This is a genomic window from Mesorhizobium sp. WSM4847 (assembly GCF_055811335.1).
Genome location: NZ_JBVVPY010000036.1, coordinates 12684 through 27506 on the forward strand (window position 1 = coordinate 12684; position 14823 = coordinate 27506).

Here is a 14823-nt window from a genome sequence, read left to right on the forward strand (position 1 = left end):
GTTGATCCCTATCGCTTAGGCCCAACGGAAGAGGCACGCAACAGCCAAGAAGCGGCGCGACGGCGTGCCGCGCTGTCCGGTCTTGCCAGTTGGATTGCGATGGTTCACCAATCCGCGACTGCAACCTGCCGGGACAAGACCATGGCTGCCATAGCTGCCGCGCCTTTCGTGACCCGCGACCGCGACCTGCGCAACCGGGCGCTGGTGCGCGGCTGGCTCTACGTCGTGCTCCTGGTGCTGTTTGTGCTGGTGCTGGTCGGCGGCGCCACCAGGCTCACCGAATCCGGCCTTTCGATCACCGAATGGAAGCCGATCCACGGCATCATCCCGCCGCTCAACGACGCCGAATGGCAGGAGGAATTCCAGCGCTACCAGCAGATCCCGCAATATGCCGAGCTCAACAAGGGCATGAGCCTCGAAGCGTTCAAGTCGATCTTCTGGTGGGAATGGTTGCACCGGATCCTGGCGCGCGGTGTCGGCGTGGTTTTCGCCGTGCCGCTGGTGTTTTTCTGGGCGACGCGCCGCATCGAACGCGGTCTTGGTCCGAAATTATTGGGCATTCTTCTTCTCGGCGGCCTGCAGGGCGCGATCGGCTGGTGGATGGTGGCGTCCGGGCTGGTCGACCGCGTCTCCGTCAGCCAATACCGGCTGGCGACGCATCTGACGCTGGCGGCGCTGATCTTCACCGCGACCATGGTGGTCGCGCGTGGATTGGCCCCGCATTCCGAGCCCGCGGCCGACCGCTCGACCCAGCGTCTGGCCGGCTTTCTGGTGCTGCTGGCGCTGATCCAGATCTATTTCGGCGGGCTGGTCGCCGGGCTCGATGCCGGCCTGAGCTACAACACCTGGCCGCTGATGGACGGCAAGCTCATCCCCGGCGACCTGTTGATCCTCGAGCCGGCATGGCGCAACTTCTTCGAGAGCCCGAAGACGGTCCAGTTCATCCACCGGCTCGGCGCCTACGCTATTTTCGTCGCAGCACTTTGGCACATGATCGCCACGCACCGGCGCCAGCCCGGCACCACCCATGCGCGCCGCGCGACGCTGCTGTTTGTGCTGGTGCTGCTGCAGGCCCTGATCGGCATCGGCACGCTGCTGATGCAGGTGCCGCTGCACATGGCGCTGACGCATCAGGCTTTCGCGCTTGTCCTGTTGGGCTTTGCCGCAGCGCATTGGCGCGGCACCAAGGGCGCTTATCCCATGCCCAACCAGATCGCCGTCAGAGGCTGAGCCGCACCGTCCTGATCGCCGTGGCAATGGACAATTCGCGGCTTTCCTCGACCGCATTGCCGTCTTCATGATGCCATGACGCCGACAGGCAGCCATAGGCGATGGCGTGATCCAGAATGGCTGGCGGCGTCTGGCCGAGCGTTCTGGCGAAAATCTCGGCCATGTCGGCAATCCGCCGGGGATCACGGCAAAGCTCGTCGCGGCCGAGCGGATTGTAGAACATGTTCGCCGCGTCGAAGCCGGGATCGCCGAGAACGCCCTTCGGGTCGATCGCCAGCCAGCCGCGCGCTCCCAGCATGATGTTGTCGTGATGCAGGTCGCCATGCAGCGGCAGCACCTCGACAGGATTGGCCAACAGCCGTTCCGCGGTCGCAGCCGCTTCGACGTAAAAGCTCTTCTCGCCAGCGTCGCGATCGATCTTCGCCTTGTTGAACAGACTGGAAAACCGCACCCGCAACGGCTGAAGGTCTGGTGGGGCAGGGTGGTCGGATGGCGAGAACAGTCTTGCCATCACTTCGGCCGCGATTGCTGTGGCGGCATTGTCGCCCTGCTCGGCGAGAACCTGTGACAGCAAGGTTTCACCGGCATATTCGAGCAGCATGCAGTGGCCGTCGCGGCCGAGCAGCCGTACCGCGCCTTCGCCGCGCCGCCAGGCGAGGAAATGCTCGCCGCGCAACTCGTCCTCGACGTCGTCGAAAGCTTTGAGCGCCTTGACGATCGCCGGCGAGCCGTCCTCGCGAACAACTTTCCAGATGCGGCTGCTGAACGTCTCGGCAATCAGTTCTGGCGCGTCGACCTTCCAGCGGCCTGGGAATGCCGGCGCGTCCATTCAGTTCTTGAGGCCGAGCATCAGATCCATGTTCTGCACGGCAGCGCCCGAGGCGCCCTTGCCGAGATTGTCGTAGACGGCGAACAGCAGCGCCTGGGCCCTGTCGTCGTTGGCGAAGACATGGAGCATCATCCGGTTGGTGCCATTGTAGACTTCGGGATCGATCTCCGGCACGCGCTCCAGATGCGCATAGGGCGCCACCTCGACCACGCCGCCATCGATGGCGGCGAAATGGTCGGCGATCGCCGCATGAAGCTCGGCGCCGGTCGGCACATAGTCGAGGCCGCCGAGCTGCAGCGGCACCACGGTGATCATGCCTTGCGCGAAATTGCCGACCGCCGGCTGCATGATCGGGTCATGTGACAGGTTCGCATAGGTCCTGAGCTCCGGCACATGCTTGTGCTGCAGGGTCAGCCCGTAGGGCAGGAATTCCGAGGCATCCTCGCCCTTGGCGACATAGTCCTCGATCATCGGCCGGCCGCCGCCCGAATAGCCAGTAATGCCGTTGACGGTGACCGGAAAATCCGCCGGCAACAGCCCGGCCGCCACCAGCGGCCTCAGCGTCGCGATCGGCCCTTGCGGCCAGCAGCCTGGATTGGTGACGCGCTTCGCCGAAGCGATCTTGCGACCCTGAGCCTTGTCCATTTCGGCAAAACCATATTCCCAACCTTCTGCCACGCGATGCGCCGTCGAGGCGTCGATAACCCTTGTCGTGTCGTTGCTGATCAGCGAGACGCTTTCCTTCGCGGCTGCGTCCGGCAGGCACAGGATCGCGACATCGGCGGCGTTGAGGAACTCGGCTCTGGCTGCCGGTTCCTTGCGGCGCTCGGTCGGAATCGAGATGATCTCCAGGTCGCCGCGCTCGGCAAGCAGCGCCCTGATCTGGAGACCGGTGGTGCCGTGCTCGCCGTCGATGAAGATTTTCGGTTTCATTTGCCTGCCTGAACTCCCTGATAGTTCGAAATTATATGCCACTTGCCTGGTTCAATCCGGCAACAATGTGATTGCCGTTGTTCAGCTCTTCGAGCCGGGCCTTTCGCTCCGCCAGCAGCCCGAGATAGTGCATGGCCACCGTCGACCCGGCAATTGCCGTTATATCGGCGTGATCATAGGCCGGCGCAACCTCCACGACATCGGCGCCGACGATATCGAGCTGATTGATCTGGCGCAGCACCGACAGGATCTTTGCCGAGGACGGCCCGCCGGCGACCGGTGTGCCGGTGCCGGGCGCGAAGGCCGGGTCGAGGCAATCGATGTCGAACGTGACGTAGGCCTTCTTGCCGCCGGTGCGGTCGACGATGGCATAGGCGATATCGGACGCGCGCATGTCCTCGATTTCGTGGCCGTACAGGATCTTGATGCCGAAGGTGTCAGGCGCATGGGTGCGGATGCCGATCTGGATCGAACGGTCGGGATCGATAATCCCCTCCTTGACCGCACGGCCGACGAAGGAGCCGTGATCGATGCGCTTGCCGTCGTCCGGCCAGGTGTCCTGGTGGGCGTCGAACTGCACCAGGGCCAGCGGACCGTGGATGGCGGCATGCGCCTTGAGCAGCGGCCAGGTGACGAAATGGTCGCCGCCGAGCGATAGCAGGAAGGCGCCGGATTTCAGGATCTTTGCCGCCTCGCGCTCGATCGTCCCCGGCGTCTTCTGGTGGTTTCCGCTGTCGAGCAGGCAATCGCCATAGTCGACCACGGCGAGATATTCGAACAGATCGCGCGAAAATGGGTATTGCGGGTCGTTGTCGAGGATGGTCGAGGCGCGGCGAATCGCCTGCGGTCCGAAACGCGCGCCCGGCCGGTTGGTGACGGCGGCGTCGAATGGGATGCCCCACACCACCGCGTCCGCGCCCTTCACGTCCTTCGAGTATTTGCGTCGCATGAACGACAGCGCGCCGGCATAGGTCGGCTCGAAGGACGCACCCGTCCTGGCCCGGGCGGTGAAGGCGTGGTCGATGTTGGTGTTCGGCATGAAGCGATCTCCTGTGCGTCGAGGCGCAACCTTATTGGACATAATTCCAGGAAATGCGACCCCTTCCGAGGGCCATGGCCGTTCGAGCTCGGTCACAACTTCTTGCTTGCCAGGTGAGCCCGCATGGCCAACCCGGAATTTGCGTAGATATGCATGAATACAACCGAAAGTAGCCAGCCGTCCTTACGCGGGATGGTTGTCAGCCGGGGAACGCAGCAGATTTCAGCGCGCCAGGCCGGCCACCGACCGCCAGGACGGCGGGATCGATCTCGGCAAGTCGAGATTGAAGAACAGCCGCTTCAGCCGGCATTGACCTGACTTTCCGGCATTTGCGAAGCCGGCTTCGTTCACTGGGCTGTCACGCGCGTCGCTTATCCGGGTTTGCATCCGGTAGGAGCGATTCTCATGCGAACGACTTGGCTGAACCTTGTGCTTGCCGCCGCCTCGGTGCTGTTCACTGGCTCGGCATTGGCTGGCGAAACACGCGCCAGGCAGATTCTCGACCGTTTCGAACACGCCAACCAATGGCGCGACCATGTCATGGTGGCGGCGCACCGCGCCGGCAGCCTGCAGGCCCGCAAGACGCTGTTTGCGGAGAACTCGATCGCCGCCCTCGAGGCATCGATCGCGCTTGGCGCCGAAATCGTCGAGGTCGATGTCAGGCGCTCGAAGGACGGCCAGTTCGTCGTCATGCATGACAGCTGGCTCGACCGCACGACGAACTGCAAGGGCGAGGTGGTCAAGCGCACGCTGGCCGAACTCAAAACCTGCAGGCTGGTGATCGAAGGCACCGGCGCCGTCACCGACGAGTCGGTTTCGACGCTGCGCGAGATGCTGATGGCGACCAGGGACAGAATCCTCGTCAACATCGACAACAAGCTCGACGTCGACAGCCTGGCCGGCATGATCGCGGTGGCGCGTGACCTTGGCATGGCCGAACAGGTGATCGTCAAGGAGAACCTGTGGAACCCGGCCAGGATCACCACTGTCAAGGCAGCCATGGGCGCGATCGGCAGCGGTTTCCAATTCATGCCGATCATTGCCGACGACGCGGTTCGCGACGCCGGTTTTGCCGAGACGGTCAGCGGCGCCTTTTCGCCGCGCGCGGTCGAGATGATCAACTGGCGGGACGGCGCCGAGACGCTGACCGAGACCGGCGGTCCGCTGTTCAGCCCGCGCATGCGCGCCGCGGCGATAAGGGGCGACTGGCACATCTGGGCCAATACCTACGCCATCGTCAACAAGCCGGGCGGCTTCCTTGCCGGCGGTCGCGGCGATGAACTGGCGGTGTTCGCCAGCCTGCCGCGCGAGACCTACGGCTTCTGGGCCGAGCGCGGCGCCACCATCATCCAGACCGACGAGCCGAAAGCGGCGATCGACTGGCTGGCGGCAAACGGCTACCGCGTGCCCTATTCGGATGCGGCGCGGCCGGCGGAGCCGGCGAATACGGCGAGCATCAACTAGTTCCTCTGCACCGTGGATTTGGTTCTTTGACCGGCGGTCGCGCTGCCGGCCGGCCTGCAGCCACCATCTCTGACGCTGGGGATTAGCCACAGGCCACCATGCCTTCGTCATCCCAGGGCGGAGCAAGGAGCGAAGCGACGCGCTGCAGACCCTGGGATCCATTCCGTGACATCCGCCGAAGAATGCAGCGGCTCAGAATAAAAGCGCTCTGTAGCGATCCTTCGCGCCCCCTCTGCCCTGCCGGGCAGAGGGGGGCGCTGTCCCGCCAGCCTGTCGATCATGGCGAGATTGGCTCGTTGCCGCTTTCGCCAATCCTCATGCCGCCATCGCCACGCCGTCCAACTCCCTCACGGCATCCTCCGGCAGTTCAAGTTCGGCCGCGGCAAGATTCTCCCGCAAATGCGCAACGGAAGACGTGCCGGGGATGAGCAGGATATTGGGCGCGCGACCGAGCAGCCAGGCGAGCGCGACCTGCATCGGTGTGGCGCCCAGGCGCTGAGCGACGCCGGACAGGGTAGACGACTGCAGCGGGTTGAAGCCGCCGAGCGGAAAGAACGGCACATAGGCGATGCTGTCGCGGGCGAGTTTGCCGATCAAGGCGTCATCGCCCCTGTGGGCCAGATTGTATTGGTTCTGCACGCAGACGATCCTGGCGATCCGTCGCGCCTCTTCGATCTGTGCAGATGTGACATTGCTGAGCCCGATATGACGCACCAGGCCCTGTCGCTGAAGCTCGGCCAGCACAGTGAACGGCGCCTCGATCGACCCTTCGGCGGGGCCATGCGCGTCGAACATGATCCTGAGATTGACGACGTCCAGCACGTCGAGCCCGAGATTGCGCAGATTTTCGTGCACCGCCTCCGTCAGCGCTTCGGGCGAGAAGGCCGGGAGCCACGAGCCATCCGCGCCGCGACGGGCGCCGATCTTGGTGACGATCGTCAGATCGTCGGAATAGGGCGCGAGCGCTTCACGGATGAGTAGATTGGTGACGTGCGGGCCGTAGAAATCGCTGGTGTCTATGTGATTGACCCCAAGCGCAACAGCTTCGCGCAGCACGGCCAATGCCGCGCCATGGTTCTTGGGCGGACCAAAGACGCCGGGTCCTGCGAGCTGCATGGCGCCGTAGCCGAGCCGCTTCACGGTGCGGTCGCCGAGAGTGAACGTGCCGGAAAGGTCAATGCTGGACATGGTCTATCTCCGTTCAGGATGAGTGAGATAGGCGCTGTCCGATCTCACGATAATTGGGTACATTCCGCACGGGCTGTACGGAATGTCGAACAATGAAGGTCGATCTCGGAGATCTGAACGCCTTCGTCGCCGTGGCGCGGGCCAAGGGTTTTCGCGATGGCGCCCGCGCCAGCGGCGGCAGTGCGTCGGGCTTGAGCGAGGCGGTGCGCCGCCTCGAGACGCAGCTCGGTGTCAGGCTGCTCAACCGGACGACCCGCAGCGTCGTCCTGACCGAAGCCGGCGCGAGCTTGCTGGCCCGGCTCGGCCCAGCCTTGACCGAGGTGGAATCGGCCCTCGACGTTGTGAATGGCTTCCGCGACAGGCCGGCAGGCACGTTGCGCCTCAACGTGCCGGTCAGCGCGGCGCGGGTGGTGCTGCCCAGCATCGTCCCGGGGTTTCTCGCTGCCTATCCCGGCATCCGGCTGGAGGTGATCGCCGAGGAGAGCTTTGTCGACGTACTGGCGGCAGGCTGCGATGCCGGGATCCGTTACGACGAGCGGCTGGAACAGGACATGATCGCGGTGCCGATCGGACCGCGCCTTCAGCGCTTTGCCACCGCCGCCAGCCCTGCCTACCTTGACCGCCATGGCCGGCCGCAACACCCGCGCGACCTGCTCGGTCACGCCTGCCTGCGCGGCCGCTTCGCCAGCGGGGCGATGCCGCCATGGGAATTCGAGCGCGACGGCGAGGTGGTGCGGGTCGATCCGACGGGGCCGCTTCTCGTGACCCTGGGCGGAGCGGCCGATCTCGCCGTCGATGCAGCCATCGCCGGTACCGGCATTGTCAGCCTGTTCGAGGATTGGCTTCGCCCTTACTTTGAGAGCGGTGCGCTCGAACCCGTCCTCGAACCTTGGTGGCAGAGCTTCCCCGGGCCGTTCCTCTATTATCCCGGCCGGCGTCTCGTGCCGGCGCCGTTGCGGGCGTTTATCGATTTCATCAGGGACAGCCGGACCTGAGGCCTGCGTCAGGCATGAACTGCGCCCGGCGCCGTCACCCCACCCGGCGTTGCGCACCGACCTCCCCATCGAGGGGAGGTAGGGCGTCGCGCTTTACACTCAGACCATCGTCCGGCGCCCGGCCGGCTTTTGCAGACCGTTCGGCGAGCGGGAAGCTGCCCCGACCTTCTACCTCCCCTTGATGGCTCTTGATGGGGAGGTCGCGCCGCAGGCGCGGGTGGGCTCGGCACCAAAAGAAAAGGCCGCCCGGAGGCGGCCTTTTCGACTGTCTGAAGCTGAAGCAGTGCTTAGCGCTTCGAGAACTGGAACGAGCGGCGGGCCTTCGCCTTGCCGTACTTCTTGCGCTCGACGACGCGGCTGTCGCGGGTCAGGAAGCCGCCCTTCTTGAGCACGCCGCGCAGCGCCGGCTCGTAATAGGTCAGCGCCTTGGAGATGCCGTGACGCACGGCACCGGCCTGGCCGGAAAGGCCGCCGCCGATGACGGTGGCGACGATGTCGTACTGGCCGGCGCGGTTGGCGGCGATGATCGGCTGGTTGAGGATCATCTGCAGGACCGGGCGCGCGAAATATTCGGCGAACACCTTGTCGTTGACGACGATCTTGCCGGAGCCGGGCTTCACCCAGACACGGGCGATGGCGTTCTTGCGCTTGCCGGTGGCATAGGCGCGGCCCGACTTGTCGAGCTTCTGGACGTGGACGGGTGCAGCCGGCTGCGTGTTGGTGTTGCCGGTGGCAGTTCCGAGTTCTGCGAGCGAGGAAAGCTCAGCCATTTTACGAAACCTTCTTGTTCTTGGCGTTCAGCTTGGCCACGTCGAGCGTGACGGGCTGCTGGGCGACATGCGGATGTTCCGTGCCTGCATAGACGCGGAGATTCTTCATCTGGCGACGGCCGAGCGGACCACGCGGGATCATGCGTTCGACGGCCTTCTCGACGACACGCTCGGGGAAACGGCCCTCGAGCAGCTGGCGCGCGGTGCGCTCCTTGATGCCGCCGGGGTGGCCAGTGTGCCAGTAATAGACCTTGTCGGTGAATTTCTTGCCGGTGAACACCACCTTGTCGGCATTGATGACGATGACGTTGTCGCCGTCGTCGACATGCGGGGTGAAGGTGGGCTTGTGTTTGCCGCGAAGATGATTGGCGATGACGGTGGCGAGACGGCCGACGACGAGACCCTCGGCGTCGATCAGCACCCACTTCTTCACCACATCCGCAGGCTTCTGCGAAAAGGTTGCCATGGATTGTTGCTTTCGGTTCGGACCTTCCCCATCGACGAACGACAATGAAAGGCGTTTCTTGTTGCTTGGATTGACGCCGAGCGCTCGCCCGCCGCCAATAACAAAACGGCGGCCTTTGCGGGCCGCTGTTCCGTGAGGGCTTATAGGCGAGGGGGAGGTATCACGTCAAGGCTGATGAAAACCAACAGGGCTGACAAAACACAGTAAAAACAAAGGTTTGAGAGAAAGGTATTATTTTACCACATGATCAAACCGCTTCGGCGGGATTGAATAGGTTCCCGTGGCGTGCGCTACCGTGTGTCCGTCCGGTCCGGCGACGATGTCGATTTCGAACACCATCAGGCTCTTGCCAAGCTTCAGGATGCGGCAATGACCATCGATCGGTCCGGCCTCGGCCTTGCGGACAAAATTGATGGTGAGATTGGTGGTGACCGAAAGCGCGTCCGGCCCGGCATGCGAAAGCACGCAGACATAGCCGCCTATGTCGGCCAGCGTGAACAGCGACGGGCCCGACACGGTTCCGCCGGGGCGCAAATGCCGCTCGTCGGCATTCAGGCGTACCGTGCAGCCGCCCGCAAACACCTCGATCGCTTCGTAGAAGGTGAACTGGTCGTTGAGCTGCGGATAGACGGTCTCCATCAGCGCATTGACCTGCGCCGCGGTCAGCACCGGCTTGAGATTTTTTTGGGCAGGCATAGGCGGTTTCCTGTATGTGCCGTGGCCTGAGAAAACACGCCTTAAGCCTGTTCTTCAATCGGCGGCGTGCTAGTTCTTTTGTTCCATGGCCCGCGAATCCGATGCCGCTGGCCAATGATGAGGTTGGAGACATGGGAAGAGGTTTGAAAATGGCTGAAATCGTCGCCATCAAGCCGGCTGTTGCCGAAGGTCCTGTCGTCACGAGGCTGGACGAGGGCGTGCTCCGCCTGACGCTCGCCAATCCGCCGGCCAATGCGCTGTCGCTGGCGGTGATGGCGGCACTGACGGCGGAACTCGACCGCGCCAAATCAGACAGATCCGTCCGCGTCATCATCCTGGCGGCCGCCGGAAAAATGTTCTGCGCCGGACACGACCTCAAGGAAATGACCGCGCGCCGCACCGATGCCGATCGCGGCAAGGCGTTCTTCGAGGAGACGTTTTCCGCCTGCGCGGCACTGATGCAGGCGATTGTGCGCCATCCGAGGCCGGTGATCGCCGAGGTCGATGGCCTGGCGACGGCGGCCGGGGCACAACTGGTCGCGAGCTGCGATCTGGCGATCGCCTCGCACGAGGCGACCTTCTGCACGCCGGGCGTCAATATCGGGCTGTTCTGTTCGACGCCGATGGTGGCGCTGTCGCGCAACGTTTCGCGCAAGCACGCGATGGAGATGCTTTTGACCGGCGAGACCATCGATGCGGCGACGGCCAAGGAATTCGGCCTCATCAACCGCGTCGTGCCGCGTGAATATCTCAATCAGATTGTCACCAAGTACGCGCAAACCATTGCCGCCAAATCGGCTTTGGTCGTCAAGACCGGAAAAGAAGCCTTTTACGCGCAAGCCGAAATGGGATTGGCCGACGCCTATGCCTATACCGGACGCGTCATGGTCGACAACATGCTGGCGCGCGACGCGGAAGAGGGCATCGGCGCCTTCATCGGCAAGCGCAAGCCGGAATGGACGGAGGAATAGGGACGGAGAATAGACATGGAGCCTCGCATCTCCATCATCACCATTGCCGTTGACGATCTCGAGCGCGCCACGCGCTTCTACGAGGCGATGGGCCTCACCCGCCATGCCGGCATCACCGAGGGCGTCGCCTTCTTCCAGATGGGCGGCGTCATTCTCGGCCTTTTCCCGCGCCAAAGCGCCGAAGCGGATTCAGGCATTACTTTCGGTAAGGCGCCGTCGGCGATCTACCTCGCCTACAACACCCGCTCCGACGCGGAGGTCGATGACGTGCTGACGATGGCCGAGAAGGCCGGCGGCCGCATCGTCAAGCCGGCCGGCCGCGCCTTCTGGGGCGGCTGGTATGGCTATTTCGCCGACACCGAAGGGCATGTCTGGGAAGTGGCGCACAATCCGGCTTTTCCGATCGCGGAAGACGGCAGCATCTCGCTGCCGGGTTGACCGCGTTTCCCACCGCTTTCGACGATACCGATCATTTCCGCATGATGCGCAGTTTCTGCAACAATCCGGATGGTTTTCTCGCCGAGGCTCTGTATGAGGACGAGGCATGAACCATGACGCCTACGACAATGCCTATATCGCCGGCATCCTCAATTCGGTGAAGACCATCGCCATGGTCGGTGCTTCCGCCAACGATGTGCGGCCGAGCTACTTCGTGCTGAAATACCTGCTGGGCAAGGGGTTTTCGGTGTTCCCGATCAACCCCGGCCAGGCCGGCAAGGAAATCCTTGGCCGGATGACCTATGCCAGGCTCGCCGATATTTCCGAGCCGATCGACATGGTCGACGTTTTTCGCGACTCGGCGGCGGTGCCGGGCGTCGTCGACGAGGTCTTGCGGCTCGATCCGTTGCCGAAAGTCATCTGGATGCAGCTTGGCGTGCGCCATGACGAGGCAGCCGCACGCGCCGATGCCGCCGGCATCAATGTGGTGATGAACCGCTGCCCCAAGATCGAATATGGCAAGCTGTCGGGCGAAATCGGCTGGACCGGCGTCAACTCAGGCGTGCTGTCGTCGAAGAAGCCGCTGATGCGGCCGGGATTCCAGAGTTTTGGCGTCCGCCGGAAGTAGGTGGTGAATGGTGAATAGAAGGATTTTTCCGGAAGGCTGATAAAGCGGCATATGAGCCGCTTGCAATCAGGATGGGGCTGGCCGACCTTGCCTTCACCATTCACCATTCACCATTCACCATTCACCATTCACCATTCACCATTCACCATTCACCCATTCACCACTACCAGCATTTTGGGGAGGTAATCCATGACCCGCACGCCCGGTTTCAACACGCTCGCCGTCCATGCCGGCGCCAAGCCCGATCCGGCGACCGGCGCGCGTGCCACGCCGATCTATCAGACGACCTCCTTTGTCTTCGATGATGCCGACCATGCCGCCTCGCTGTTCGGGCTAAAAGCCTTCGGCAACATCTACACCCGGATCATGAACCCGACGCAGGCGGTGCTGGAAGAGCGTATCGCGGCACTCGAAGGCGGCACGGCGGGGCTGGCCGTGGCGTCCGGCCATGCCGCGCAGGTGCTCGTGTTCCACAACCTGATGCAGCCGGGCGACAATTTCGTCGCCGCGACAAGGCTTTACGGCGGCTCGATCAACCAGTTCGGCCACGCCTTCAAGAATTTCGGCTGGCAGGTGCGATGGGCCGACACCACCGACATCTCGACCTTCGAAAGCCAGATCGACGACAGGACCAAGGCGATCTTCATCGAGAGCCTGGCCAATCCGGGCGGCGTCTTCGTCGACATCGAAAAGATCGGCGACATCGCCCGCAAACATGGTCTGCCGCTGATCGTCGACAACACGCTGGCCTCGCCCTATCTGGTGCGGCCGATCGAGCATGGCGCCGACATTGTCGTGCATTCGCTGACCAAGTTCATCGGCGGCCACGGCAATTCGATCGGCGGCGCCATTGTCGACGGCGGTACCTTCGACTGGTCGAAATCCGGCAAATATCCGATGCTGTCTGAGCCGCGCCCCGAATATGGCGGCCTCGTCCTGCACGAAACATTTGGCAATTTCGCTTTCGCCATTGCCGCGCGCGTGCTCGGCCTGCGCGACATGGGCCCGGCGATCTCGCCCTTCAATGCGTTTCTGATCCTGACCGGCCTGGAAACTCTGCCGCTCAGGATGCAGCGCCATTGCGACAACGCGGTCACCGTCGCCGCGTGGCTGTCCAATCACCCAAAGATCGCCTGGGTGTCCTATCCCGGCCTGCCCAGCGACAGCAACAATGCGCTGCAGAAGAAGTACTCGCCGCTTGGCGCCGGTGCCGTGTTCACCTTCGGCCTGAAGGGCGGCTATGCGGCGGGCATCAAATTCGTCGAGGCGCTCGAACTGTTCTCGCACCTCGCCAATGTCGGCGACACCAAGTCGCTGGTCATCCATCCGGCATCGACCACGCATCGGCAACTGTCCGACGAGCAGAAGGTCGCGGCCGGCGCTGGGCCGGATACGGTCAGGCTGTCGGTCGGCATCGAGGATGTCAACGACATCGTCGCCGATCTGGAACAGGCTCTCGCCAACGTCTGATCCCCGCTGGAAGGAGTTTCCATGACCGCGCCGAAGTTTCTCTCCGTCGATATTGAAAGCGTCGAGCCGGAACCTGGCGCGCCGGCGCCGGATCGCCTGATTTCAGGCGATCCAAAGTTCCGCACCTGGAATGTCGAGGAACGCGACGGTGGCCTCTATGCCGGCATCTGGGAGGCGACGCCGGGCAAATGGCGCATCGAATACGACGAGTGGGAGTTTTGCCACATCCTGTCGGGCGTTTCGGTGATTTCAGAGGAGGGCGGCGAGGCGCGCACCGTCAGGGCCGGCGACAGTTTCGTGCTCAGGCCAGGCTTTAAGGGAAGCTGGGAAGTGCTTGAAACGACACGCAAGGAGTATGTGATCAAGCTTTGATCATTGCCCGGTGTGCACGACGAGTCTTTCCAGCCCGTGGAAATGATAGGTGTCGCGAAAACGCTGCTGTTCGGCCAGATGCAGCCGCGGCAGCCGGTCGAACAAGGTTTTCAGCGATACCTGCAATTCGAGCCGGGCGAGCGGCGCGCCGATGCAGAAATGAATGCCGGCGCCGAACGAGACGTTTTTCTGGTCGGCGCGATCCGGCCGGAAGGCGAAGGGTTCGGCAAAGGCCGCCGGGTCGTGATTGGCCATGCCGAGCAGCAGGCCGATCGTCTCGCCCGGCCGCACGATGACATCGGGACCGACCTCGATCTCTTCATAGGCATAACGCGTGAACATGTGCAGCGGCGCGTCGAAGCGCAGGCATTCCTCGACCGTGGCGGTGGTCGTTTGCGGCGAGGTGAAGAAGCGGCGCGGGTCGCCGCCTTGCGCGAGAATCGCGCGCACCGCATTGCCGGTCTGGTGGACGGTCGCCTCGTGGCCGGCATTGAGCAGCAGGATGGCCGAGGACACCAGCTCGTCCTCCGAGAGTTTTTGGCCATCGTCTTGCGCCGAGATCAGCAGCGACAGCAGATCGTCGCCGGGGTTTTTGCGCCGCTCGGCAACATGGCCGCGCAAGAAAACCGAAAAATCATGTGCTGCGCGATTGGCCGTCTCTTCCGTTTCGCGGGTGCGGCCGTGCATGTACATGGCGACCATCCGATGCGACCAGTCGATGAGTTGCGGCCCCATCTCGACCGGCACGCCGAGCATCTCGGCAATGATGGTGATCGGCAAAGGCGATGCGAAGGCTGGCAGCAGGTCGACCTGGCCCGGCTCGAAACGGTCGATCAGCTCGTTGGCCAGCGCCTCGACGCGCGGCCTCAGCCGCTCGACCTGACGCGAGACAAAGGCGCGGTTGACCAGCGTTCTGAGCCTGGTGTGAACGGGCGGTTCCAGCTCCAGCATCGAATTGGCCTCGATGCCGTCGAAGCTGCTGAGATGGATGCGGTCCTCGCCGACGCCGCTTCTGTCAGGGATGCCGGCCGGGTTTTGGCGGCCGAAGCGGCGGTCGCGCAGCAGCCGGCTGACGTCGTCGAAGCCGCCAAAGCACCAGGAGCCGAACTCTTCCCAGAAGAAGACATTCGATGCGCCATGCATGAAGGCATAGGCCGCGTAGGGGTTCTGGAAGAAAGCCGGCTCGTGCGGGTCCAGTCGCACATGGCGGGTCGAGGAATCGAAGGCAAGATAGGTCGGCTTCAATTTGGTCATGCCAGACAATTAACGCATGACCCCGAAAACCGGAATCGGTTTTCGGAAAGGATCATGCGCAGATTCAAAGTTTTGGAGCG

17 protein-coding genes are annotated in these 14823 nt (G+C 63.3%); 8 read left to right on the plus strand and 9 right to left on the minus strand.

The genetic code is table 11. From position 1 onward, the window contains the following. The first annotated feature begins 141 nt into the window (after positions 1-141). Positions 142-1230 (plus strand): COX15/CtaA family protein, encoded by a 1089-nt coding sequence (locus AC0L28_RS32030; RefSeq protein WP_128170007.1) that lies wholly within the window; start codon positions 142-144, stop codon positions 1228-1230. Here the strand turns inward: AC0L28_RS32030 and AC0L28_RS32035 are convergent. The 4 genes from AC0L28_RS32035 to AC0L28_RS32050 form a co-directional block, all read right to left on the minus strand. After that, positions 1220-2059: an aminoglycoside phosphotransferase family protein gene (locus AC0L28_RS32035; RefSeq protein WP_473482382.1), complete on the minus strand. Its 840-nt coding sequence runs from the start codon at positions 2057-2059 to the stop codon at positions 1220-1222. The two genes, AC0L28_RS32030 and AC0L28_RS32035, sit on opposite strands and share 11 nt — an antisense overlap. Then, positions 2060-2992 (minus strand): N-acetyl-gamma-glutamyl-phosphate reductase, encoded by a 933-nt coding sequence (argC, locus tag AC0L28_RS32040; protein ID WP_473482384.1) that lies wholly within the window; start codon positions 2990-2992, stop codon positions 2060-2062. It abuts the gene before it with no gap. A 31-nt stretch (positions 2993-3023) separates the two neighbouring features. Continuing rightward, positions 3024-4031 (minus strand): agmatinase, encoded by a 1008-nt coding sequence (gene speB / locus AC0L28_RS32045; RefSeq protein WP_287175255.1) that lies wholly within the window; start codon positions 4029-4031, stop codon positions 3024-3026. Between the two features lie 222 nt (positions 4032-4253). Then, the gene (locus tag AC0L28_RS32050) at positions 4254-4382 is read right to left on the minus strand and encodes a hypothetical protein (protein ID WP_473482387.1); all 129 of its coding nucleotides are present in this window, start codon (positions 4380-4382) and stop codon (positions 4254-4256) included. Positions 4383-4436: 54 nt separating this feature from the next. Here AC0L28_RS32050 and AC0L28_RS32055 point away from each other — a divergent pair, with 54 nt between their 5' ends. Next, entirely contained in the window at positions 4437-5495 is a 1059-nt protein-coding gene (locus AC0L28_RS32055; protein WP_287229694.1) for a glycerophosphodiester phosphodiesterase family protein, read from the plus strand. A 315-nt stretch (positions 5496-5810) separates the two neighbouring features. Here the strand turns inward: AC0L28_RS32055 and AC0L28_RS32060 are convergent, their stop codons facing one another. Further along, positions 5811-6683: an aldo/keto reductase family oxidoreductase gene (locus AC0L28_RS32060; RefSeq protein WP_287229695.1), complete on the minus strand. Its 873-nt coding sequence runs from the start codon at positions 6681-6683 to the stop codon at positions 5811-5813. 92 nt (positions 6684-6775) lie between these two features. Here AC0L28_RS32060 and AC0L28_RS32065 point away from each other — a divergent pair, with 92 nt between their 5' ends. Next, positions 6776-7678 (plus strand): LysR family transcriptional regulator, encoded by a 903-nt coding sequence (locus AC0L28_RS32065; RefSeq protein WP_287229696.1) that lies wholly within the window; start codon positions 6776-6778, stop codon positions 7676-7678. A gap of 287 nt (positions 7679-7965) precedes the next feature. Here AC0L28_RS32065 and rpsI read toward each other — a convergent pair whose 3' ends face one another. The 3 genes from rpsI to AC0L28_RS32080 all read right to left on the minus strand — a co-directional run bounded on the left by rpsI (position 7966) and on the right by AC0L28_RS32080 (position 9610). Next, positions 7966-8448: a 30S ribosomal protein S9 gene (rpsI, locus tag AC0L28_RS32070; RefSeq protein WP_027155304.1), complete on the minus strand. Its 483-nt coding sequence runs from the start codon at positions 8446-8448 to the stop codon at positions 7966-7968. A 1-nt stretch (position 8449) separates the two neighbouring features. Next, a complete protein-coding gene (gene rplM, locus AC0L28_RS32075; RefSeq protein ID WP_023798353.1) occupies positions 8450-8914 on the minus strand; it encodes a 50S ribosomal protein L13 in 465 nt (154 codons plus the stop codon). A gap of 231 nt (positions 8915-9145) precedes the next feature. Beyond that, positions 9146-9610, minus strand: a complete 465-nt coding sequence (locus AC0L28_RS32080) for a PaaI family thioesterase (protein ID WP_023798352.1) — start codon at positions 9608-9610, stop codon at positions 9146-9148. 149 nt (positions 9611-9759) lie between these two features. Here AC0L28_RS32080 and AC0L28_RS32085 point away from each other — a divergent pair, with 149 nt between their 5' ends. From AC0L28_RS32085 to AC0L28_RS32105, 5 genes are all read left to right on the plus strand, one after another. Continuing rightward, positions 9760-10581, plus strand: a complete 822-nt coding sequence (locus tag AC0L28_RS32085; protein ID WP_473482390.1) for an enoyl-CoA hydratase — start codon at positions 9760-9762, stop codon at positions 10579-10581. Positions 10582-10596: 15 nt separating this feature from the next. Then, on the plus strand, positions 10597-11019 hold the full coding sequence (locus tag AC0L28_RS32090; RefSeq protein WP_287076783.1) for a VOC family protein: 423 nt from the start codon (positions 10597-10599) through the stop codon (positions 11017-11019). A gap of 106 nt (positions 11020-11125) precedes the next feature. Continuing rightward, positions 11126-11647 (plus strand): CoA-binding protein, encoded by a 522-nt coding sequence (locus AC0L28_RS32095; RefSeq protein WP_473482392.1) that lies wholly within the window; start codon positions 11126-11128, stop codon positions 11645-11647. 189 nt (positions 11648-11836) lie between these two features. Continuing rightward, the gene (locus AC0L28_RS32100; RefSeq protein ID WP_473482394.1) at positions 11837-13117 is read left to right on the plus strand and encodes an O-acetylhomoserine aminocarboxypropyltransferase; all 1281 of its coding nucleotides are present in this window, start codon (positions 11837-11839) and stop codon (positions 13115-13117) included. Between the two features lie 21 nt (positions 13118-13138). Next, positions 13139-13489: a cupin domain-containing protein gene (locus AC0L28_RS32105; RefSeq protein WP_091591484.1), complete on the plus strand. Its 351-nt coding sequence runs from the start codon at positions 13139-13141 to the stop codon at positions 13487-13489. Here the strand turns inward: AC0L28_RS32105 and AC0L28_RS32110 are convergent, their stop codons facing one another. Next, complete coding sequence (locus AC0L28_RS32110) at positions 13490-14743, minus strand: cytochrome P450 (protein WP_473482396.1); 1254 nt, start codon at positions 14741-14743, stop codon at positions 13490-13492. Between the last annotated feature and the right edge of the window lie 80 nt (positions 14744-14823).

What these genes read in the sequence shown, in the direction of transcription:
- AC0L28_RS32030 (WP_128170007.1), top strand. Translation starts at nt 142, where the DNA reads ATGGCTGCCATAGCTGCCGCGCCTTTCGTGACCCGCGACCGCGACCTG.
- AC0L28_RS32035 (WP_473482382.1), bottom strand. Translation starts at nt 2,059, where the DNA reads ATGGACGCGCCGGCATTCCCAGGCCGCTGGAAGGTCGACGCGCCAGAA.
- argC (WP_473482384.1), bottom strand. Translation starts at nt 2,992, where the DNA reads ATGAAACCGAAAATCTTCATCGACGGCGAGCACGGCACCACCGGTCTC.
- speB (WP_287175255.1), bottom strand. Translation starts at nt 4,031, where the DNA reads ATGCCGAACACCAACATCGACCACGCCTTCACCGCCCGGGCCAGGACG.
- AC0L28_RS32055 (WP_287229694.1), top strand. Translation starts at nt 4,437, where the DNA reads ATGCGAACGACTTGGCTGAACCTTGTGCTTGCCGCCGCCTCGGTGCTG.
- AC0L28_RS32060 (WP_287229695.1), bottom strand. Translation starts at nt 6,683, where the DNA reads ATGTCCAGCATTGACCTTTCCGGCACGTTCACTCTCGGCGACCGCACC.
- AC0L28_RS32065 (WP_287229696.1), top strand. Translation starts at nt 6,776, where the DNA reads ATGAAGGTCGATCTCGGAGATCTGAACGCCTTCGTCGCCGTGGCGCGG.
- rpsI (WP_027155304.1), bottom strand. Translation starts at nt 8,448, where the DNA reads ATGGCTGAGCTTTCCTCGCTCGCAGAACTCGGAACTGCCACCGGCAAC.
- rplM (WP_023798353.1), bottom strand. Translation starts at nt 8,914, where the DNA reads ATGGCAACCTTTTCGCAGAAGCCTGCGGATGTGGTGAAGAAGTGGGTG.
- AC0L28_RS32080 (WP_023798352.1), bottom strand. Translation starts at nt 9,610, where the DNA reads ATGCCTGCCCAAAAAAATCTCAAGCCGGTGCTGACCGCGGCGCAGGTC.
- AC0L28_RS32085 (WP_473482390.1), top strand. Translation starts at nt 9,760, where the DNA reads ATGGCTGAAATCGTCGCCATCAAGCCGGCTGTTGCCGAAGGTCCTGTC.
- AC0L28_RS32090 (WP_287076783.1), top strand. Translation starts at nt 10,597, where the DNA reads ATGGAGCCTCGCATCTCCATCATCACCATTGCCGTTGACGATCTCGAG.
- AC0L28_RS32095 (WP_473482392.1), top strand. Translation starts at nt 11,126, where the DNA reads ATGAACCATGACGCCTACGACAATGCCTATATCGCCGGCATCCTCAAT.
- AC0L28_RS32100 (WP_473482394.1), top strand. Translation starts at nt 11,837, where the DNA reads ATGACCCGCACGCCCGGTTTCAACACGCTCGCCGTCCATGCCGGCGCC.
- AC0L28_RS32105 (WP_091591484.1), top strand. Translation starts at nt 13,139, where the DNA reads ATGACCGCGCCGAAGTTTCTCTCCGTCGATATTGAAAGCGTCGAGCCG.
- AC0L28_RS32110 (WP_473482396.1), bottom strand. Translation starts at nt 14,743, where the DNA reads ATGACCAAATTGAAGCCGACCTATCTTGCCTTCGATTCCTCGACCCGC.